Origin of the sequence: Nonomuraea sp. NPDC050022, assembly GCF_044460705.1 — a bacterium.
In the GTDB taxonomy this organism is placed as follows: domain Bacteria; phylum Actinomycetota; class Actinomycetes; order Streptosporangiales; family Streptosporangiaceae; genus Nonomuraea.
Genome location: NZ_JBITKE010000004.1, coordinates 381,376 through 399,104, shown reverse-complemented (window position 1 = coordinate 399,104; position 17,729 = coordinate 381,376). Strand labels below are relative to the sequence as shown.

Below are 17,729 nucleotides of genomic sequence, written 5' to 3'. Positions count from 1 at the left end.
TGTCTACCCCTAATCGCGCCGGAACACCAGTGTCGTACGCCCCAGGGTCACTCGCGTGCCGTTCTGGAGCTCGACTCTGCGTACCGGCTGGCCATTGACGAACGTGCCGTTCGTCGATCCGAGATCGACTAGGGCGACTAGCTGACCCTCGACGCGCAACTCCGCGTGGTGGCGAGAGACGCCGGGGTCGACGAGACGAAGATCGCAGTCGGTGCCCCTGCCCAGCAAGGTCACCGGAGTGGTGAGCTCGTAGGAGCGGTCGCCCTGCGGATCGTCCTGAGTGGACACGAGCAGCCGGGGCCGCCCGTTGAACGCGTTGGGCCTGGATGGTGGCAGATCACTCGCCGGCTGGCGAATCTCGTCCTGCTCCACCGTCGCGCCGCGGATGACTCCCGACCTGATGCGGAACAACCCCACTGCCAGGTCGGCGGCGGTTTCGAAACGAACCCGGACCGGTCCCACGAAGGAGTAGCCCTGTTCTTTGGCGTACTCCCTGGCGAGGTTGGCCAGCTCGTGGCTGATGCTGTCGGCATAGACCTCAAGCCGCTCGCTGTCGGTCGTGGACAGTTCAACCACGAAGTCGTTGGGCACGAGCGTCCGACCTTGAGCGACGATCGCCGCACGCTCATCCATCTCCCGCTGAACCGCGCTGGCGACCTCGACCGGCTGAAGGTCAGATTTGAACGCCCGCGCAAAGGCCCCCTCAACCAAGCCTTCGAGCCTTCGCTCGAAGCGCTGAAGGACTCCCACCGGGTACCTCCCTTCCTCCGTGCATATGATCGCGGCCACCAAACGCGCACCGCGCCTGGCCGCCGCTCCTCCCACGTCGCGGGTGGTTCCCGGCGCTCGTCGGCTGTCGCGCCCAGCTCCTCCGCTCCCGTGTCTTATGCGATCGTATCCGGGTTCAGTACCAGCGGCTGTTCCGTGCTACTGTTTCTCCGCACCCACAAGGGCGGGTGGCGGAACGGCAGACGCGCACGGTTCAGGTCCGTGTGTCCGAAAGGACGTGAGGGTTCAAATCCCTCCTCGCCCACTCGTTGACGGGGACCCTATGGTCGCCAGCCCCCCTTCGGGGGGCTTGCTTCCCTCGGGTCCCCTCGTCGTTTACACCGGGGGGCGACCCCCGGACCCCCAGCAGGAAACCCGCTGGTGGTTGCTCTTCGGTCGATCCCTTGCGTTAGCCCGCTTGTGGTGCTCTTCGGTCGATCCCTTGCGTTAACCCGCTTGTGGTGCTCTTCGGTCGGATCCTTGCCTTAAACCGTCCGTGGTGCTCTTCGGGCGGTTCCTTGCGTTAATGCCTGTGTTACGGGCCGTTCCTGCGTTAAATCGCCCCTAGCGGTCCTGGGTCTTTGGCTGTACGCGGCAGACCCACAGTGGCGAAAGAGGGGCCGGATCGCAAGGGGCGGGGGCTCCTGTTTTTGGGAACCTTGTGGGCCGCGGTCGGAATGTATGCCCGGCCGGTTGCAGATCGCTTTCGGATGGCTTTCCGGCCGGGCGTGTGTTGTTGCCCACACTTGTGGGGTTCTCGTGGGGTTAGGCGGCCATTGCTCGGGTGTCGAGGAGTTCGCCTACCAGGTCGGTCAGGCTGACCATTCCGATGATCGTGCCGCCCTGGTCCGTGACCAGGGCCAGGTGGGCGTGGGCCTCCTGGAGCGCTGTCACCGCCTCCGGGACTTGAGTGACGCACGGCAGTTTGGGGACCGGGCGGGCCAGGTCGCCCGCTGCGCGGTTGGGATTGATCAGGGCGTCTCGGGCATGCAGCACGCCCTGTACGTCCTCTGGAGCGCCCACCAGGAGGCGTAGGTGGCCGCTCTCCGCCGCCGCCTGCTTGATACGCGCGGCGTTGGCCGACGCCGGCACGGTGACCACCTGGTCGATGGGGACCATGAGGCGCTCGATGCCCTCTGCCTGGAGGCGGAGGGCTCTGGTGAGCAGGTCATGCTCCTCTCTGTCCAGGAGGCCCATCCGGCCCGACTCTCCTACGAGCATGGCGAGCTGGCGTGGGGTTCTGGTGGTGGCCAGTTCGTCACGTGGGACCACGCCGAACAGGCGCAGGATCACGTTGGTCAGGCCGTTGAGCGCCGACAGAAGCGGGCTCATCAGCGACGTGAAGCCGCGGAAGGGCAGCGTCAGCAGCAGGGCGGCCCGCTCGGGGTGGGTCAGCGCCCAGGACTTGGGTGCCATCTCGCCCACCACCATGTGCAGGAACGTCACCAACGCCAGCGCGATGGTCAGCGCGATCGGCATCCGCATCGACTCGGGGACGCCGACGGCGGCGAAGACCGGTTCCAGGTAGTGCTCGATCGCGGGCTCGGTGACCTGGCCCAGGCCCAGCGTGCAGAGCGTGATGCCGAGCTGGGCGCCGGCCAGCATCAGGGACAGTCGCCGGCCGCCGCCCACCGCCGACTTCGCGGTGATCCGCACCAGGCGGTTGCCGTTGGCGGCCATCTCCTCCAGGCGGTGCCGCTTGGCGGAGACGAAGGCGAACTCGGCCGCCACGAACAGCGCGTTGAGCAGTAGTAGGGCCAGGCTGATCAGGATCATCGTCATCGGACGGCCTCCGCGTGCTGGACCGGTGCCAGCCGTACCCATTCGGGGACGCGGCGGTTGAGGGACAGGACGGTGAGTTCGGCCTGGTGCTCTTGTTCGTCCTCGGCGAACGGATCCGTCTCCGGAATGACGGGGACGGTCACGGTGTCACCGGGCTCCGGCATGCGCCCCAGCCTGGCGAGGACCAGCCCGGCGAGCGTGTCGTAGTCGTCGCTCTCGGGCAGCGAGACGCCGGTGGCCCGCTCGACCTCGTCGAGCCTGAACCGGCCCGGCACCTCCCAGATGCCGCCCGGCTGCGCGACCGCGCCGTCAGGCTCCGGGTCGTTCTCGTCGATGAGCTCGCCGACCAGCTCCTCCGCCAGGTCCTCGACGGTGATGACGCCGGCGAGGTCGCCGTACTCGTCGATCACGCATACCAAGTCGTCCTTGGCCGAGCGCATCTGGTTCAGTACGGCCGGCAGCGGCAGCGAGTCGGGCACCAGCACCGCGGGGCGGGTGATGCCGATGATCGGGCCGTCTTCGAGACCGGAGGTGATCAGCTCGCGTACGCCCGTCACACCCACCACGTCGCCGTCGGCGCCGAGCACCGGGTAGCGGGAGTGGCCGCACTCGCGTATGACCTCCACGAGGTCGGAGATCGGCTGGGCGTCGCGGAGCACGACCACGCGCGGGCGCGGGACCATGATCTCCTCCGCGTTGCGATCGCCGAACTCCAGCGCCCGCTCCAGCAGCTCCGACAGCCGCGGCGGCAGCTCGCCCGCCAGGGTGGACTCGGCGATGATCCGCGAGAGCTCCTCGGGGGTCGCGCCGTGCTCCACCTCCTCGACGGGCTCGATGCCGATGCGCCTGAGCAGTCCCGTGGCCGCCGAGTCGAACAGGCGGACCACCGGGCCGACCACGGCCAGGTAGACCAGCGTCGATCCGGCGAGGAACTTGGCGACGGCCTCCGGCCTGGCGATGCCGAGATTCTTGGGCGCCAACTCGCCGAGGACCATCTGGACGATGGTCGCGACGAACACACCGATGGCCACGGACAGGCCGGTGATGAGGCCGTCGGGCATGCCGGTGTCCGTCAACCACGGACGAACGATCGTCGCTATGGCGGGCTCGGCCAGGAAGCCGACCAGCAGCGCGGTGACGGTGATGCCGAGCTGCGCGCCGGAGAGCATGAAGGACAGGCGGGAGGTCACCTGGAGGGCCTTCTCCGCGGCCTGGTCGCCGGCGGCGGCCTGCTCGCGCAGGAGGCCCCGGTCAGCGGCCACGAAGGCGAACTCCTGCGCGACGAAGTAACCTGTCGCGGCGGTGAGCAGGAAGAGGGCGATGAGCCCGAGGTACGCGCTCACCGGGACGAGCTCCGAAGAGGTGAGCGATCAGGGGATCCCGTGCGTCCGCACGGGCGAATATTCCAAGGGTCCGGGGCGGACACGATCATCCTTTCGATGGCGGAAGTCCATAAACCGTAACGATGCAGATGGCAGCAATGTTTCCGACGTGACGCTCCGCTAGTTCTGCGTACTTTTCCGTGGGAAAACCTTGGCGAGACGTCTTCACTGGTGGGGGGTTGGACGTAGCGTCTATGACAACCGAAGGGGAAAGAGGCCAAGTGTCTGAGGAAGACCGGACGAGAGCCATGCGCTCGCCGGGCGATGGTCGCCCGCTGCCGGGCAGGAACGGCGACGGGCCGCGGTCGGGTGGTGCCCCCGCGCATCGCATTCCGTCGACGCAGCAGGTCCCTCCGCCGGCTCAACAGGCGCCGCCGACGAACCAGTCGCCCTCCGACGCGCCGCGCGCCGGTAGTTCGCGCGTGTACGGTCGCGAGCGCTCAGGCGGCGGCCCGATGAAGCCGTTCACGCCCAAGGCGGAGCCGACCCCGTCGGGACCGAAGCCGCCGCGCAGGCGGATCAAGGGCCGCACCGTCCTGAAGATCGTCGCCGCCGTGGTGGCACTGCTGATCGTGGCGGCCGTGGGGCTGTTCTTCTGGATCGACTCTCGGCTGACCGGGATCCCCGGCGTGCTCGACGGTGAGGGCCACCCCGCCGACACCCCGGGCACCAACTGGCTGCTCGTCGGCTCCGACAGCCGCAAGGGCCTGTCGGCGGCCGACCGCAAGAAGCTCGCCACCGGCAAGGCGGCCGGCCAGCGCACCGACTCGATGATGCTGCTGCACATCCCGGCGGGCAGCGACAAGCCGACTCTCATCAGCCTGCCGCGCGACTCGGCGGTCACCATCCCCGGCAAGGGCCGCAACAAGCTCAACGCCGCGTACGCCATCGGCGGCCCCAAGCTGCTCGCCCAGACGATCGAGTCCGTCACCGGGGTGCGCATCGACAACTACATGGAGATCGGTTTCGCCGGGTTCGTGGACATCGTCGACGCGGTCGGTGGCGTCGAGATCAACGTCCGCGCCGCGGTCGACGACCCCAAGGCCGGGCTGAAGCTCAAGAAGGGCGTTCAGATGCTGACGGGCGCCCAAGCGCTCGGTTACGTCCGTACCCGCAAGGGTGGCGCGCTGCCCGACTTCGAACGGACCAAGCGCCAGCGCCAGTTCCTCGGCGCGGTCGTGAAGAAGGCGGCCAGCCCCGGCACACTGATCAATCCGTTCACCTCGATCCCGCTGGCCATGAGTGCCACCGACGCGGTGGCGGTCGATTCGAGCACGGGCGCGTTCGACATGCTCTCGCTGGGCCTGGCCATGGGCGACAGCCCGGTGACCACGGTCGTGCCGTTCGGCGGCAACGAGATCGCGGGCGGCGGCAGCGCGGTCAAGTGGGACAGGGAGAAGGCCACCGCCCTGTTCAACGCGATCAAGGAGGACAAGCCGGTGCCGAAGGAGATCCTCGACGCCGGCTGATCCCATCTTCTGGTCTTCTCGCTGTTCTTCCTCTCCCCCGAAGGTGGAATTTCTTCGGGGGAGAGTCCTGTCACGAGGGGCCGCCGACTCTTGCTGGAGCTAGCTTCCTGAGGTGGCGCCGGTGCTGGCGCCGATGGCGGCGGTGGTGGCGGCGATCACTATGACCGAGTTGATCGCGGCGATCGTCTTGGCCACCGCGTCGCCCGCCCAGTCGCCCTCGGAGATCTCCTTGATGCGGGCCTTGTTCGCGCCGGGGAACGCCTTGCGGTCGAGCTTGGCGGCGTGCATGACGGCGATGAGCACCGCCGTGCGCCCGTCGGGCTCGGCGCCCGCCAGGACGCCGCTCACGCGCTGCCTGACCTCCGCCTCGACGCTGCCGTCGGCCTCCGGCCAGCGGGTGGTGGGGAAGATACCGAGCACCTTGCCGCGCTCCTCGGCCAGCACGCCCGTCTCGGCGAGCCGGACGAGCAGGCGCCGGCGCAGCTTGGTGGAGTGGAACCGCTGGACCCACCAGTCGGGCTTGCGCTCCTTGCGCTCCTCCGCGATGCGGGCCAGCGCGGCGTCGAGTTCGTCGTCGCCCAGCGGCGTGGTGTCCTCGACGGACACCTTCTTGCCGGTCAGGGCCACCCGCTCGGTGATCGCCAGCTCGGCGAGGATCGCGCCGCCGAGCGCCGGATCCAGTTGGCTGGCGCTGATGAGCTGCTTGCCCTCCTTCTCGCTGTAGGCGAGCAAGAGGAGTTCTTCCGCGATCGTCACACTCATTCCCTGACACTAGCGTCTTGAATTCTCTGTGGTTGTCTGAAGAAATCGGGCAACCCGGACGGGCGTGGTCTGCTGTGGGCTGTCCCGGTGCTCGGTGAGTGTGAGCACGGGGGTGGCTTTGGCGTGGTGGAAGCCGGTCCGATGGTGAGAGTTCCTGACATGCCCTGTCCGGTACGGCTGGTGCCGTCCCGGCTCGGGTGCATGGCCCGCCGGACGCTGTCCACTCCCTGGAGGGGGTGGGGCGGGCACCGTGCGCCTGTCGGGCACACGGCTGGAGGTCATTGCTTGGTCGGCCGGGTTGCTCGCTGAGCGGCCGGCCAAATTGTTGATCGGGTTGTTGGGGGTGTGGGTGGGGCGTTTCGGGGTGGGGCAGTTCTTGGATCGGTCGCGTGCGGCTGGTCGGGGGTGCAGGTCAGTTCGGGTGCGGCGGGCGCGACGAGCGGCGCGGGTGGGTTTGCGCGGTCGGCGGGCGCGGGCCACGTTGCCTTCCACGACGGTGGCGATGGTGCGGGCGCCGGTGGAGCGGTGGGTGCGGGTGACGTTCTGGCCGAGCAGGCCACGCGAGACGATCCGCTCGGCCGCCGCCCGGTCCCGGTCACACGACAGGCCGCAGGCCGGGCAGTACGCCCAGGCCCAGCCCTTCTCGGTGAGCCGGTCGGGGGCCGGGCAATGCCGCAGCACCGACGTACCGGTGCCGCAGCGGGGGCAGTACTTGGAGGTGCCGCGCGCCGGGACGGTGACCACGGCGATGGCGTGCTTGGCGGCCAGGTACTCACGCTCGGCCCGCAACCGGGGCAGCTTGGCGCAGATGCCGCGCGCATCAGAGGTGAGCGGCCGCCCGTCGCCGATCACCCGCCCGTTGTCGATCACCCGGCCTTCGGAGGTCTCCCGGCCATCGGCCAGCTCCCCTACCGTTCCGGTCAGCAGGGTGTTGAGGCCCCAGTCAAAGCCGCACCCGACCGTATGGCCGGTGGCGGGCGCGACAGTGATCGAGATCTGGAACGGCAGATCGATGCGCACCCGGCCCTTGCTCACCCGCACAGTGGGCGTGCACAACGCCGCCTCCGGCGCGACGGTCGACGGCAACGCCAGCGGCAGCACATGCCAGGCCCAGTCCCCGCGGCAGGTGGGTGACTCGGCCAGGGGCAGTTTCACCCGCAGCCGGACGTCGCGCTCGCCGGTGCGCTGCAGGGTGAGCAGTTGCCGGTCAGCCGCCGCCAGCACCACCTGCGCCGCCACCTTCGGCGGCTCCTCCAACTCGGTCAGATCGGCCGGGAACACCGCATGCGCGTCGAGGTAGGCACGGACCTGCCGGGTCCGGTTACGGACCTCCGCTGCGCTCACCCCGCCGGGCAGCACAGCGCGCAACGCCGCCCATTCGGTGTTGGTGCGCGTATCCGCATCCTGCGGCCAGGTCGCCACGATCGCCGCCACCACCGCGCGCCGGTGCACCGCCAGCCGCAACAGGCGAGCGGCCTGCTCCTGCGCACAGCGCAGCACCCGATCGCACACATACACCCCCGGCCGCGGGCCCACACCCCAGCCCAGCCGGCGGACAGCCGTCCAGCCCTTCGACGGCAACACCCGCCCGTCCAATCCCCGCCCGGACGCCAAGGCATCCAGATCAGCCACACTCCACCGGCTGGCGACGATACGGGCAGTGACATCACGGACCAGGCCGCTCAGCCAGGCGACCCGCTGTGCCAGGAGCGGCTGAGCGACGACCTCACCGGTCGCCTCGACTGTGGCGGCATGAGCGGTGCAGGTCGCGGTCGCGGTGAGCGCACTCACCGCCGCCCCCGCCGCCAGACGACATCGACGCGAGGTGGCATCGATGCGTGTCCCGCACGATCGGCATCCCCGCCACCCCCACCCGCACTATGTGTAACGACAACGCTACCAAGAGTTTGCCGTGCTGAATAGAACATGCGAGCGAGACCCATTCGCCGGACACCATCGCCCCCTCAGCCCACCACCCAACCCCGCGCCAAGAACCTCAGGTTTCCCTAGCGAATGCGAAGGACCGTTCGTACCCTGCCGCTCATGGGTATCTCCGAGAAGTTGCACGCGGCCGGGCGCCCCCTCCTCGACGCGCAGCTCGCGCATCCCACGGTCGTCGGCATCGGGCGCGGTGATCTGGCGGAGCCGGTGTTCCGGTCGTGGCTGGAGCAGGACTACCTGTTCCTGCTGGACTATGTGCGGGTGTTCGCGCGGCTGGCCTGGCAGGCGCCGGCCGCGCATCTGGGCGATCTGGTGGACCTGGCGCACACGACCTTCCATGACGAGCTGAGCCTGCACCGGGAGCTGTCGGCCTCGTTCGGGGCGACCTTGGAAGGCGCGCGGAAGGGGCCGGCGTGCGCGGCCTACACGGCGTTCCTGCTGGAGTCGGCTGCTGACTATGGCGAAGGGCTAGCCGCGCTTTATCCGTGCATGTGGGGATATTCGACGCTCGGCCGGCTGTTGGCGGAGGACTTGCCCGCCGAGCCGCGCTATCGGCGGTGGGTGGAGACCTACGCCGATCCCGGCTTCGCGGCGCTGACCGTGCGGATCGCCGAGATGATCGATCAGGCCGATCCCGAGCCCGCGCGGGCGGAGGCGCTGTTCCGTGAGGGGATGGCGCACGAGCTGGCGTTCTGGGATGTCCCATAGTTATCCACAGGCTGTGGACGAAGGTGCGTCGTACCCTGGTGGCATGCCTGAACTCCCCGAAGTGGAATCGCTCGCCGGTTTCCTGCGCGAGCGGGCGGTCGGTCGCACGCTCCTGGGCGTCGACGTGGTCGCCTTCTCGGCGCTCAAGACGTTCGACCCGCCGGTCACCGCGCTCGGCGGGCTGACCATCACGGGCGTGGCCAGGCATGGCAAGTTCCTCGACTTCGACTGCGATGGCCTCCACCTGGTCATCCACCTGGCCCGCGCGGGATGGCTGCGCTGGCGCGAGGACCTCTCGGGCGCGAAGCCGGTCCGTCCGGGCAAGGGTCCGTTGGCGGTACGGGTACGCCTGGCGCCCGACGACGAGGGCCTGGCGCCCGGGTTCGAGCTGACCGAGGCGGGAACGCAGAAGCGCCTCGCCGTCTATGTCACGAAAAATCCAAATGACGTGCCGGGGGTCGCCGCCCTCGGCCCCGACCCCCTCGACGACGCCTTCACCGTGGCCACGCTCAAGGCCATCCTGAACGGCAGCCGCACCCAGGTGAAGGGCCTGCTGCGCGACCAGAAGGTGATCGCGGGCATCGGCAACGCCTACTCCGACGAGGTGCTGCACGCGGCTAAGATGTCACCGTTCAAGATCGCCTCGACCCTCACCGACGCCCAGATCGCCGACCTGCACGAGGCCATCGTCACCACGCTGCGCGAGGCGGTCGAGCGGGCGCACGGCTTGGCCGCCAAGGACCTCAAGGCGGAGAAGAAGTCCGGCCTTCGTGTCCACAACCGCGCCGGTCAGCCGTGCGATGTATGCGGCGACACGATCCGCGAGGTGTCCTTCGCGGATTCCTCGCTCCAGTACTGCCCCACCTGCCAGACGGGCGGCAAGCCGCTGGCCGACCGCCGTCTGTCCCGCCTGCTGAAGTAACGCCTGCTGACGTCACGCCTCCGCGCCGGTGGTCACGCTTTGAGCTTCTCGGGCTCCCCTGACCTGTCGGCCTCGTGCGTGGGGGTGGGCGGGCGTCGGCGTAGGCCGGTGGCCATGATGAGCGCGGCGACGGCCGTGGCGGCCAGCGGTACCAGGAGCGCCGTCCTGATGGCCGCCAGTCCGGCCTCGGCGGAGGTCGCGTCGCCGAGTGCCGCCACGCTGACCGCCGTGACCATGGACAGCCCGAGCGCCGCGCCGAACTGGAAGGCCGAGTTCAGCAGTCCACCGGCCAAACCCTGCTCGTCCTCCGCGATGCCCTCCGTGGCGACGATCGTGAGCGGGCCGTACACGAAGGCGAACATCAGCCCGATCAGCAGCATCGACGGCAGCATGGCCGCGTACGACCAGTCCATCCCGACCCCCACGAACAGGCCGTAGGCCGCGAGCCCTGACAGCAGGCCGCCGAAGATCACCCGGGCGTTCCCGTACCTCTGCACCAGCCACGGGGTCAGCGTCGGCGCGAGCACCACGTCGGCGGCGGCGGCGAGCAGGGCCAGGCCGGTCTGGACGGTGGACCAGCCGCGCAACTCCTGTAGGTACAGCGTGACCAGGAACTGGAAGCCGAAGAACGACGCGGTGAGCAGCAGCGCCGCCAGGTTGGCGCGCACCAGTGGCGCGGAGCGCAGGATGCCCAGGCGGACGAGCGGCGTGGCCGACCGCCGCTCGATCGCCACGAACGCCGCCAGCAGCGCCACTCCGCCCGCGAACACGCCGATGGTCCAGGCAGGGCCGTCGGCGGGGCGCTCCAGCCGTACCAGGCCGTAGACCAGCAGCGTCATCGCGCCGGTGATGGTCGCGGCCCCGGCCAGGTCGACGCCGCCGGCGGGCCGGGGCGTCGGCTGCTCCTTCAGCAGCGGGACGGCGGCGATCAGGATCGCCAGCGAGAAGAGGACGGGCGCGAAGAAGACCCAGCGCCAGCCGATCGAGCTCAGCAGACCACCGATCACCAGCCCGAGCGCGAACCCGGCGGCCCCCGTCCCCGCGTACACCAGCAGCGCGCGGTTGCGCTGCCTGCCCTCGGGGAAGCTCGTGGTGATCAGCGACAGCCCGGCGGGCATCATGAACGCGGCCGCGACCCCGGTGAGGAACCTGGCGACCAGCAGCACCCACCCCTCGGTCGCGAACCCGCCCAGCCCGGAGAACACCACGAACACCCCGAGCCAGAGCAGGAACATCCTGCGCCGGCCCAGCAGGTCGGCCGCCCGGCCGCCGAGCAGGATGAAACCGCCACAGCCCAGGACGTAGGCGCTCACCACCCCGCTCAGCATGCCCGTGGACAGCCCCAGATCCGCCCTGATCGACGGCAGGGCCACGTTCAGCATGGCCACGTCGGTGCCCTCGATGAAGATGGCCCCGCACAGCACGATCAACATGCCCCAAGCGCGTTTGGACATGGTCAACTCCCGGTTACTTATCGGCATTCGGTTATCTCTGGTAACCGTCCAAATCATCCGGCAGTATGAAATGTCATGGAAGACGGCACTTCTAAGTCACCCGGTTACTGCGAGAGCACCGTGGACGACGACTACGACGTGTGGCAGTGGGACACCAGGGAGGACTGCGAGGTCCGGCAGATACTCGACCGGGTCGCCGACAAGTGGTCGCTGCTGGTCATCGCGCTGCTCGACTGCCAGAGCCTGCGCTTCACCCAGCTGCGCCGCGAGATCGACGGGGTCAGCCAGCGGATGCTCAGCGTGACCCTGCGCCACCTGGAGCGCGACGGCCTGGTCAGCCGCACGGTCCACCCCGTCGTGCCCCCGCGGGTCGACTACGCGCTCACGCCGCTCGGCCGGACCCTGCACCAGACGATCAAGAGCCTGGTCACCTGGACCGAGGAGCATCGGCAGGAGATCGCCACGGCGCGTGCCGCGTATGACCAGCGACGCGAGATGACCAGCGACGCGAGATGATGGAGGCATGACGGTTCCAGAGATCCCGGCCAGCGACGTTCCCGCCGACGCCTACCTGCTCGACGTGCGTGAACAGGACGAATGGGTGGCCGGGCACGCGCCCGAGGCGGTGCACATCCCGATGACGCAGATCCAGGGGCGGGTCGAGGAGGTGCCGGGCGACCGGACCGTCTACGTGGTCTGCCGGGTCGGCGGCCGGTCGTTCCAGGTCGCGGCCTGGCTCAACCAGCTCGGGCGCGAGGCGGTCAACGTCGACGGCGGCATGCAGTCGTGGGCGGGCGCGCGCCGCCCGATGGTCAGTGAGACGGGGCGCCCGCCGTTCGTCGCCTGACGGATGGCATAATCCGCTCGACAACTACACAAACCGCGGGAGCTCGGGGTGCACCGGGCTGAGAGGGCGACTGACCTGTCGCCGACCGCATGAACCTGTCCGGGTAATGCCGGCGTAGGGAGTGTGAGATGACGCATGTCGTCGACGAAGTCCCGCTGACCCTCGAAGGGACGCCCCCCAAGACGCTCGGGCTGCTCGACCAGGGGGCCCTGTGGGCGAACCTGGCCGTGAGCCTGCTGGGGTTCAGCGGTGCGCTGTTCCTGCTCGACCCGCTCGGTGGCAGCCCGCTCAGCCTGAGCGCGGCCCTGCTCGCCGCGCTCGTCGGCAGCCTGGTCGGCACGGCCATGGTGGGGCTGTCGGCCATTCCGGGCACGCAGACCGGGCGGCCGGCGATGGTGCTGCTGCGCGGGTTGTTCGGGGCGCGGCTGTCCTACATCCCGACCGTGCTCAACATCGTCCAGATGATCGGGTGGGGCGCCTTCGAGCTGTGGGTGATCGCCAAGGGCGCGATGGCCATCTTCGGGGCCGTGGTGCCGTACCAGGTGTGGGTGGTGGTGGCGGGGGCGCTGACCACGTCGCTGACCATCTGGCCGCTCGGGTCGATCCGGCTGCTGCGGCGCTACGTCACGATCGGAGTGATCATCTCGCTGGTCTGGTTCGCGGTGGCGTTCCTGTCGAAGGCTCCGCCGCAGGGCGGCGGGTCGTGGACGGCGTTCGCGCCCGCGGTCGACTACGTCATCGCGCTGTCGGTCTCGTGGGTGCCGATCGCGGCGGACTTCGCCCGGCACTCCAGGTCGAGCCGGGCCGCCTTCGCGGGCGTGGTCGGCGGCTACACGCTGGCCCAGGTCGCCTGCCTGGGGCTGGGCGTCTACGCGGTGGCCATCGCCGGGTCCGCGGCGGTGGCCGCCGACGGCACGGCCGTGTTCGGGGCGTTCGTCGCGGTGCCGTTGGGCGCGCTGTTCTTCGCGATCCTGGTGTTGCGGGAGGCCGACCAGTCGTTCGCGAACGTCTACTCCACGACCATGTCCCTGCAGAACCTCATGCCGCGCGTCGACCGGCGGGTCTTCTCGATCGCCATCGGCGTGCTGACCACCGCCATTGCGCTGGTGGTCGACGTGAACTCCTACGGGGCGTTCCTGGGGGTGATCGGGGCGGTGTTCGTGCCGATGTTCGCGGTGCTGGCGGTCGACTACTTCGTGCTCGGCGGATCCTCGGGGTGGAACACCGACGAGGACGCGCCCGCCCGCTGGTCCATGCTGGTGCCCTGGGCGCTCGGCTTCGTGGCCTACTGGCTGACCACCTCCACGCCGACGGTCGCGCAGTGGGACGGCCTCTGGGCGGCCGTACGCGAGGCCACCGGGTTCACCAGACAGCCGTGGATGAACGGGGCCCTGGGCGCGGCTCTGGTGGCGGCTCTGGTGACGCTGGCGATCGGCTGGGCGACCAGGCGCGCGTCGATCACGAGTCGTTGAGTACGTACCTCAGGCCCGTGAGCGTTTCTCGATGTTGAGGAGATGACGCTTGGCGGCCTGGCCGCCCGCGTAGTCGCCGAGCTCGCCGTCGCCCGGCACGATCCGGTGGCACGGCACGACCACACAGACGGGGTTGGCGTTGAGCGCGTTGCCGACCGCGCGCAGCGCGCGCGGGCGGCCGATGCTCTCGCCGATCTCGTCGAGGGTCGCCGTCTCGCCGTAGGGCACGGCCATGGTCTTCTGCAGCACCGTACGGGCGAACGTCGTTGCGATGGACAGGTCCACCGGTGTGGCGAAGGCCCGCAGGCGGCCGGAGAAGTAGGCGTCGAGCTCCCTGCGCACCGGGTCGAGCCGCCCGGGGTCGGGCCCGACGAACGCGCCCACATGCCGGACGACCAACTCGAAGACGGTGTCCTCCGACTCGAAGCTGCACGCCACGATGCCCTTGCCGCTCACCGCCAGCACCAGCCGGCCGACCGCGCCGTCATAGGTGCCGAACGCCACATCGGGCGGAACCTCGCCGCGATAGGTGGCGGAAGTCACCCGCAGCAGGGCATCGAGGTCTCCACTGGACATACCCGTCACCCTCTTCCGCCGCCCTGAAAGGCCGTGCCCGCAGCGTATCGGACGGATCGCCCGACGAACGCCGCACGCCACAGGCACTATGGAGGTGTGGGTGACGACAGAGCAGGCAGTGACGATGAGATCGCTCGCGCGGTGCTCGCCAGCTCGCCCAACGCCGTGGTCGCGCTCGACAGGGACCAGACCGTACTCGTCTGGAACCGGGCGGCGGAGCGGCTCTTCGGCTGGTCGGCCGAGGAGATGCTGGGCCGCAGGGCGCCGATCGTGCCGGGGGAGCTGACAGCGGAGCACAACGCGGTGCTCGAACGGGTGCGTACGGGCGGCCAGGTGTCGCTGCGTACCAAGCGGTTGCGCAGGGACGGCACCGTGCTCGACCTGAGGGTCGACACGAGCGCGCTGCTCACGGGCAGCGCCGTGGCGGGCTACGTCTTCGTGCACCATCTGACTGAGGCCGACGAGGCCGCCAGGAACCGCATGGCGCGGCGGGCCCGGCTGGTGCGCCGGCTCACCGACGTGGTCGGCGACATCAACGCCGAGCTGGAGCTGTCCACGGTGCTCGACCGCATCGCGGCCAGCCTGACCGAGTTGACCGGCGCCGACGCGGGCGGGTTCGTGCTCATCGAGGGCGAGCGGCTGCGGCTGGTGAGCGCGCACCAGTTGCCCGACTCGCTCAAGGACGTGACGGCCGAGCTGCGTACCAGCCTGGTCGGCAAGCTCTTACGCACCGGGAAGACGGTGATGCTGGAGTCGCAGGGGCTCGGCGACCTGGTGTGGGCCGAGCTCGACGGGCTGCACACGATCGCGCTCGGCCTGGCCGCGGTGGGTGGCCGTCCCTACGGGGCCCTGTACGCGCTGTTCGCCGACCGCAAGCCCGGTCATCTGGAGCTCGAACTCCTGGAACTGCTGGCCGGGCACGCCGGCATCGCGGTCGGCAACGCGGTGGCCTATCAGGAGGCCGTACGTCAGCGGGCGCACGAGCGGGCGGTGTTCGACGCCAGCGCCGACGGCATCGCCGTGCTCGACCGCGCCGGGCGGGTCAGCCAGTGGAACCCGGCCGCCGCCGAGCTCACCGCGACGCCGGGAGAGGCCGTCATCGGCGGGCCGCCGCCCTTCCCGCTGCCCAGCCCGGGAGAGAAGCTCACCTACCAGCTGGAGAGCGGGCGCTGGCTGGACGTGGTCAGCGCCAAGATCGAGGAGACCGGAGAGGTGGTCGTCGACTTCCGCGACGTGACCACGGCCAAGGAGCTGGAGGAGGCCAAGGACCTGTTCCTGGCCACGACCAGTCATGAGCTGCGCACGCCCATCACGATCGTGCGCGGGTTCGCCAGCACGCTCGACGCGCGCTGGGACAAGCTGAACGACACCGAGCGGCGCTCCGCCGTCCACACGATCGCCGAGCGGGCCAGGTCGCTCGGCCAGCTCATGGACCACCTCCTGCTCGGCGCCAGGGCGGGCGCCGACGAGCCGCCGGTGCGCATCGAGGCGTTCGATCTGGCCGAGCGGATCCACGCGGCCACGCTCGGGCTGCCCGTGCTGTCCGACAGGCACCGGGTGGAGGTGGCCATCCCCGACGCGCTGCCGTACGTCAGAGGCGACGCGCTCGCCACCGACATCATCCTCGGCCAGCTGCTGGAGAACGCCTTCAAGTACTCGCCGATGGGCGGCCTGATCAGTGTGGGCGCCTGGCCCGAGGACGACGCCGTGGTCGTGGTGGTGGACGATGAGGGCGTGGGCATCGCCGCGCCGGACCGGGAGCGGGTCTTCGAGCGGTTCGTCCAGGTCGACAGCGGTGACCGCCGCAGGTTCGGCGGAGTCGGCCTCGGGCTCTACATTGTGCGCAGTCTGGCCAGGGCTCAGGGCGGCGATGTGAGTGCTCATCCGCGACCCGGTGGAGGCACTCGAATGCGGCTCGTGTTGGGCAACGCTTCCTCTATCCGATCCGACACACCGATGCGGTAACGAGGTGGTAACGGTTACGCTGATCTATCGTCCGATGTGTACAAGCTGTGATCGAGATGCGGTTTCTGGGATCGAGTAACGGGGCATTTCGGTCGTACCGGGGAGTGTTCCCGTGGGGGGCACTGGGAGCGGGGAGGTGGGTGTGTCAAGCGTGGTGCTACTGCCGTACGCGCCGTCCAGTGTCGCCGTCGCCCGCCAGCGTCTGAGCACTGACCTGCAGGATCGCGGTGTTTTCGCCACCGCGATCGACGATGCCGTCCTCGTGGTGAGCGAGCTGCTGAGCAACGCGCTACGGCATGCGCATCCGCTGCCGTCGGGCATGGTCAGGGTGGCCTGGCTGCGGAGCGACGAACACATCGAGGTCGCTGTGAGCGATGGCGGCGCGGCCACCGAGCCCCGTGCCGGCCGGCCGACTCTGTCGTCGCTCGGGGGCAGGGGGCTCGGCATCGTCGAGTACGTCGCGGAGAGCTGGGGAGTCCGCCACGACGGTGACATCACGACGGTGTGGGCGATCTTGCACGCCCCCAACGGATTGATGAACGGGCAGGTCCACGCACTGCGAGAGGCTGGATAGCGGCTACGCGCTCAGTGGCCGGCCGGCCAGGATCGCGCGCTCTCCCACGACCCACGCCGAGGAGATCAGCAGGTAGAGTGCCGCGGCCAGTGGCATCACCGCGGCGGCCAGCACCGTGCCGAACGGCATCAGCGGCATGATCCTGCGGATCAGCGCGGGCTGATCGTCGGGCAGTGTGGCGCTGACTTTGCGAGCCGAAATCCACGCCACGACCGCGATCAGCGCGATGACCACGGCAAAGACCAAAAATGGCCCGCTAACCAGACCGTAATTGGTGACGATTCCCGCCACATGCTGCCCCAAAGGGGCGCCCAGCAGGTCATGGCCCAGGAAGGCGGTCGGGTGCGTGGCGACCCGATACATCAGCCAGATGAACGGAAGCTGCCCCAATCCCGGGAGGATCGTGGCGAAAGGCGAGGTGCCTTCCTTCGCGTACAGCTTGGTGGTCTCCTTGGCCAGCCGCTCGGGGTTGCGCGACCACCGCTTCCGCACCTCGGCCAGCTTGGGCGCCAGGCGCTTCTGGACCTGTGCGGCGCGGGCCTGACGGATGCCGAGCGGCAGCAGCAGGAGGCGCACGGCCACGGTGAACAGCACGATGGCCACGGCGGCGTTGTCACCGGACACGGCCAGCAGAAATGACACGAAAGAGTCGAACATGAGCCCTTCAATCAAAGAGAGATGGATCAGGGCTCACTGAAGAGAGCCCCGCTCAGCCGGAAGCGGGGCGCGATGACGGAGCTCGTGGCCGTGGCCGGCCTGCCGCCGCGGGATGGCGCTGGCGCTGGAAGGCCGTGCGCCGGGCGTACATCAGCGGAAAGCCGGGCGCGTCGCCGCCGATGGCGGGCAACAGCCGGGCGGCCCAGGTGGCGAGCAGCAGAATCGCCACCATGGTCACGCCGATGAGCCAGGGATCGAACAGGAAAAGCGTCACCGTGACGAGGACGACTTCCCGACCAAGGTGACGGCGATGAACACCAGAAGGGCGACCACACCGATGATGAGGGCGACCTTGAGCAGGCCCATGATCATGGGGATCACGAAATTGAACAGCACGAAGAGGGCCAGGAGGGCCCCCAGTACGAGCATGACGACGCGACTCATGCGCCC

Annotated in this window: 18 protein-coding genes, 1 tRNA gene and 1 riboswitch; of the genes, 9 read left to right on the top strand and 10 right to left on the bottom strand. The window is 69.4% G+C overall.

Translation table 11 applies throughout. The features are described 5' to 3' along the window. Nucleotides 1-9: 9 nt before the first annotated feature. Complete coding sequence (locus tag ACIBO2_RS18410) at nt 10-750, bottom strand: DUF3662 and FHA domain-containing protein (protein WP_214635378.1); 741 nt, start codon at nt 748-750, stop codon at nt 10-12. A 200-nt stretch (nt 751-950) separates the two neighbouring features. Between ACIBO2_RS18410 and ACIBO2_RS18405 the strand changes: the two genes are divergently transcribed. Then, nucleotides 951-1,033: transfer RNA gene (locus ACIBO2_RS18405), tRNA-Leu, on the top strand. Nucleotides 1,034-1,533: 500 nt separating this feature from the next. Here ACIBO2_RS18405 and ACIBO2_RS18400 read toward each other — a convergent pair. Next, a complete protein-coding gene (locus tag ACIBO2_RS18400) occupies nt 1,534-2,550 on the bottom strand; it encodes a hemolysin family protein (protein ID WP_358534069.1) in 1,017 nt (338 codons plus the stop codon). After that, nucleotides 2,547-3,893, bottom strand: a complete 1,347-nt coding sequence (locus ACIBO2_RS18395; RefSeq protein WP_397298029.1) for a hemolysin family protein — start codon at nt 3,891-3,893, stop codon at nt 2,547-2,549. Before ACIBO2_RS18395 ends, ACIBO2_RS18400 begins: the two co-directional genes overlap by 4 nt. A gap of 494 nt (nt 3,894-4,387) precedes the next feature. Between ACIBO2_RS18395 and ACIBO2_RS18390 the strand changes: the two genes are divergently transcribed. Beyond that, nucleotides 4,388-5,401 carry an LCP family protein gene (locus ACIBO2_RS18390; protein WP_397298027.1) on the top strand — a complete coding sequence of 338 codons (1,014 nt, stop codon included), beginning with the start codon at nt 4,388-4,390 and terminating at the stop codon, nt 5,399-5,401. A gap of 99 nt (nt 5,402-5,500) precedes the next feature. On the opposite strand, the gene ACIBO2_RS18385 is transcribed toward ACIBO2_RS18390, so the two are convergent. Continuing rightward, the gene (locus ACIBO2_RS18385) at nt 5,501-6,163 is read right to left on the bottom strand and encodes a GPP34 family phosphoprotein (protein ID WP_358534060.1); all 663 of its coding nucleotides are present in this window, start codon (nt 6,161-6,163) and stop codon (nt 5,501-5,503) included. A gap of 9 nt (nt 6,164-6,172) precedes the next feature. Next, the gene (locus tag ACIBO2_RS18380) at nt 6,173-7,954 is read right to left on the bottom strand and encodes a zinc ribbon domain-containing protein (RefSeq protein WP_397298025.1); all 1,782 of its coding nucleotides are present in this window, start codon (nt 7,952-7,954) and stop codon (nt 6,173-6,175) included. A gap of 252 nt (nt 7,955-8,206) precedes the next feature. Here ACIBO2_RS18380 and ACIBO2_RS18375 point away from each other — a divergent pair, with 252 nt between their 5' ends. Continuing rightward, on the top strand, nt 8,207-8,812 hold the full coding sequence (locus tag ACIBO2_RS18375; protein WP_397298023.1) for a TenA family protein: 606 nt from the start codon (nt 8,207-8,209) through the stop codon (nt 8,810-8,812). A gap of 43 nt (nt 8,813-8,855) precedes the next feature. After that, nucleotides 8,856-9,734, top strand: a complete 879-nt coding sequence (locus tag ACIBO2_RS18370; RefSeq protein ID WP_397298021.1) for an Fpg/Nei family DNA glycosylase — start codon at nt 8,856-8,858, stop codon at nt 9,732-9,734. A gap of 32 nt (nt 9,735-9,766) precedes the next feature. Here ACIBO2_RS18370 and ACIBO2_RS18365 read toward each other — a convergent pair whose 3' ends face one another. Then, nucleotides 9,767-11,188: an MFS transporter gene (locus tag ACIBO2_RS18365; protein ID WP_358534048.1), complete on the bottom strand. Its 1,422-nt coding sequence runs from the start codon at nt 11,186-11,188 to the stop codon at nt 9,767-9,769. A 75-nt stretch (nt 11,189-11,263) separates the two neighbouring features. Between ACIBO2_RS18365 and ACIBO2_RS18360 the strand changes: the two genes are divergently transcribed. The 3 genes from ACIBO2_RS18360 to ACIBO2_RS18350 all read left to right on the top strand — a co-directional run bounded on the left by ACIBO2_RS18360 (nt 11,264) and on the right by ACIBO2_RS18350 (nt 13,507). Then, entirely contained in the window at nt 11,264-11,704 is a 441-nt protein-coding gene (locus ACIBO2_RS18360) for a helix-turn-helix domain-containing protein (RefSeq protein ID WP_358534044.1), read from the top strand. 7 nt (nt 11,705-11,711) lie between these two features. Beyond that, nucleotides 11,712-12,035: a rhodanese-like domain-containing protein gene (locus ACIBO2_RS18355; RefSeq protein ID WP_357938389.1), complete on the top strand. Its 324-nt coding sequence runs from the start codon at nt 11,712-11,714 to the stop codon at nt 12,033-12,035. Nucleotides 12,036-12,060: 25 nt separating this feature from the next. Further along, a riboswitch (TPP riboswitch) is annotated at nt 12,061-12,173 on the top strand. Then, nucleotides 12,164-13,507, top strand: coding sequence for a cytosine permease (locus tag ACIBO2_RS18350; RefSeq protein ID WP_358534042.1), 1,344 nt, complete (start codon nt 12,164-12,166; stop codon nt 13,505-13,507). (Overlaps the previous riboswitch by 10 nt.) A 9-nt stretch (nt 13,508-13,516) precedes the next feature. On the opposite strand, the gene ACIBO2_RS18345 is transcribed toward ACIBO2_RS18350, so the two are convergent. Further along, on the bottom strand, nt 13,517-14,083 hold the full coding sequence (locus ACIBO2_RS18345) for a methylated-DNA--[protein]-cysteine S-methyltransferase (protein WP_357938393.1): 567 nt from the start codon (nt 14,081-14,083) through the stop codon (nt 13,517-13,519). A gap of 96 nt (nt 14,084-14,179) precedes the next feature. Between ACIBO2_RS18345 and ACIBO2_RS18340 the strand changes: the two genes are divergently transcribed. Together ACIBO2_RS18340 and ACIBO2_RS18335 are read left to right on the top strand one after the other, a co-directional pair. Beyond that, entirely contained in the window at nt 14,180-16,048 is a 1,869-nt protein-coding gene (locus ACIBO2_RS18340) for a PAS domain-containing sensor histidine kinase (RefSeq protein ID WP_358534037.1), read from the top strand. Between the two features lie 142 nt (nt 16,049-16,190). Continuing rightward, nucleotides 16,191-16,622: an ATP-binding protein gene (locus tag ACIBO2_RS18335; RefSeq protein WP_357938397.1), complete on the top strand. Its 432-nt coding sequence runs from the start codon at nt 16,191-16,193 to the stop codon at nt 16,620-16,622. A gap of 3 nt (nt 16,623-16,625) precedes the next feature. Here the strand turns inward: ACIBO2_RS18335 and ACIBO2_RS18330 are convergent, their stop codons facing one another. From ACIBO2_RS18330 to ACIBO2_RS18320, 3 genes are all read right to left on the bottom strand, one after another. Continuing rightward, nucleotides 16,626-17,225: a membrane protein insertase YidC gene (locus ACIBO2_RS18330; RefSeq protein WP_358534034.1), complete on the bottom strand. Its 600-nt coding sequence runs from the start codon at nt 17,223-17,225 to the stop codon at nt 16,626-16,628. 106 nt (nt 17,226-17,331) lie between these two features. Next, nucleotides 17,332-17,553, bottom strand: a complete 222-nt coding sequence (locus ACIBO2_RS18325) for a DUF6412 domain-containing protein (protein ID WP_357938401.1) — start codon at nt 17,551-17,553, stop codon at nt 17,332-17,334. After that, entirely contained in the window at nt 17,550-17,723 is a 174-nt protein-coding gene (locus tag ACIBO2_RS18320; RefSeq protein ID WP_358430709.1) for a hypothetical protein, read from the bottom strand. The genes ACIBO2_RS18325 and ACIBO2_RS18320 overlap by 4 nt, the downstream gene beginning before the upstream one ends. Nucleotides 17,724-17,729 lie beyond the last annotated feature (6 nt).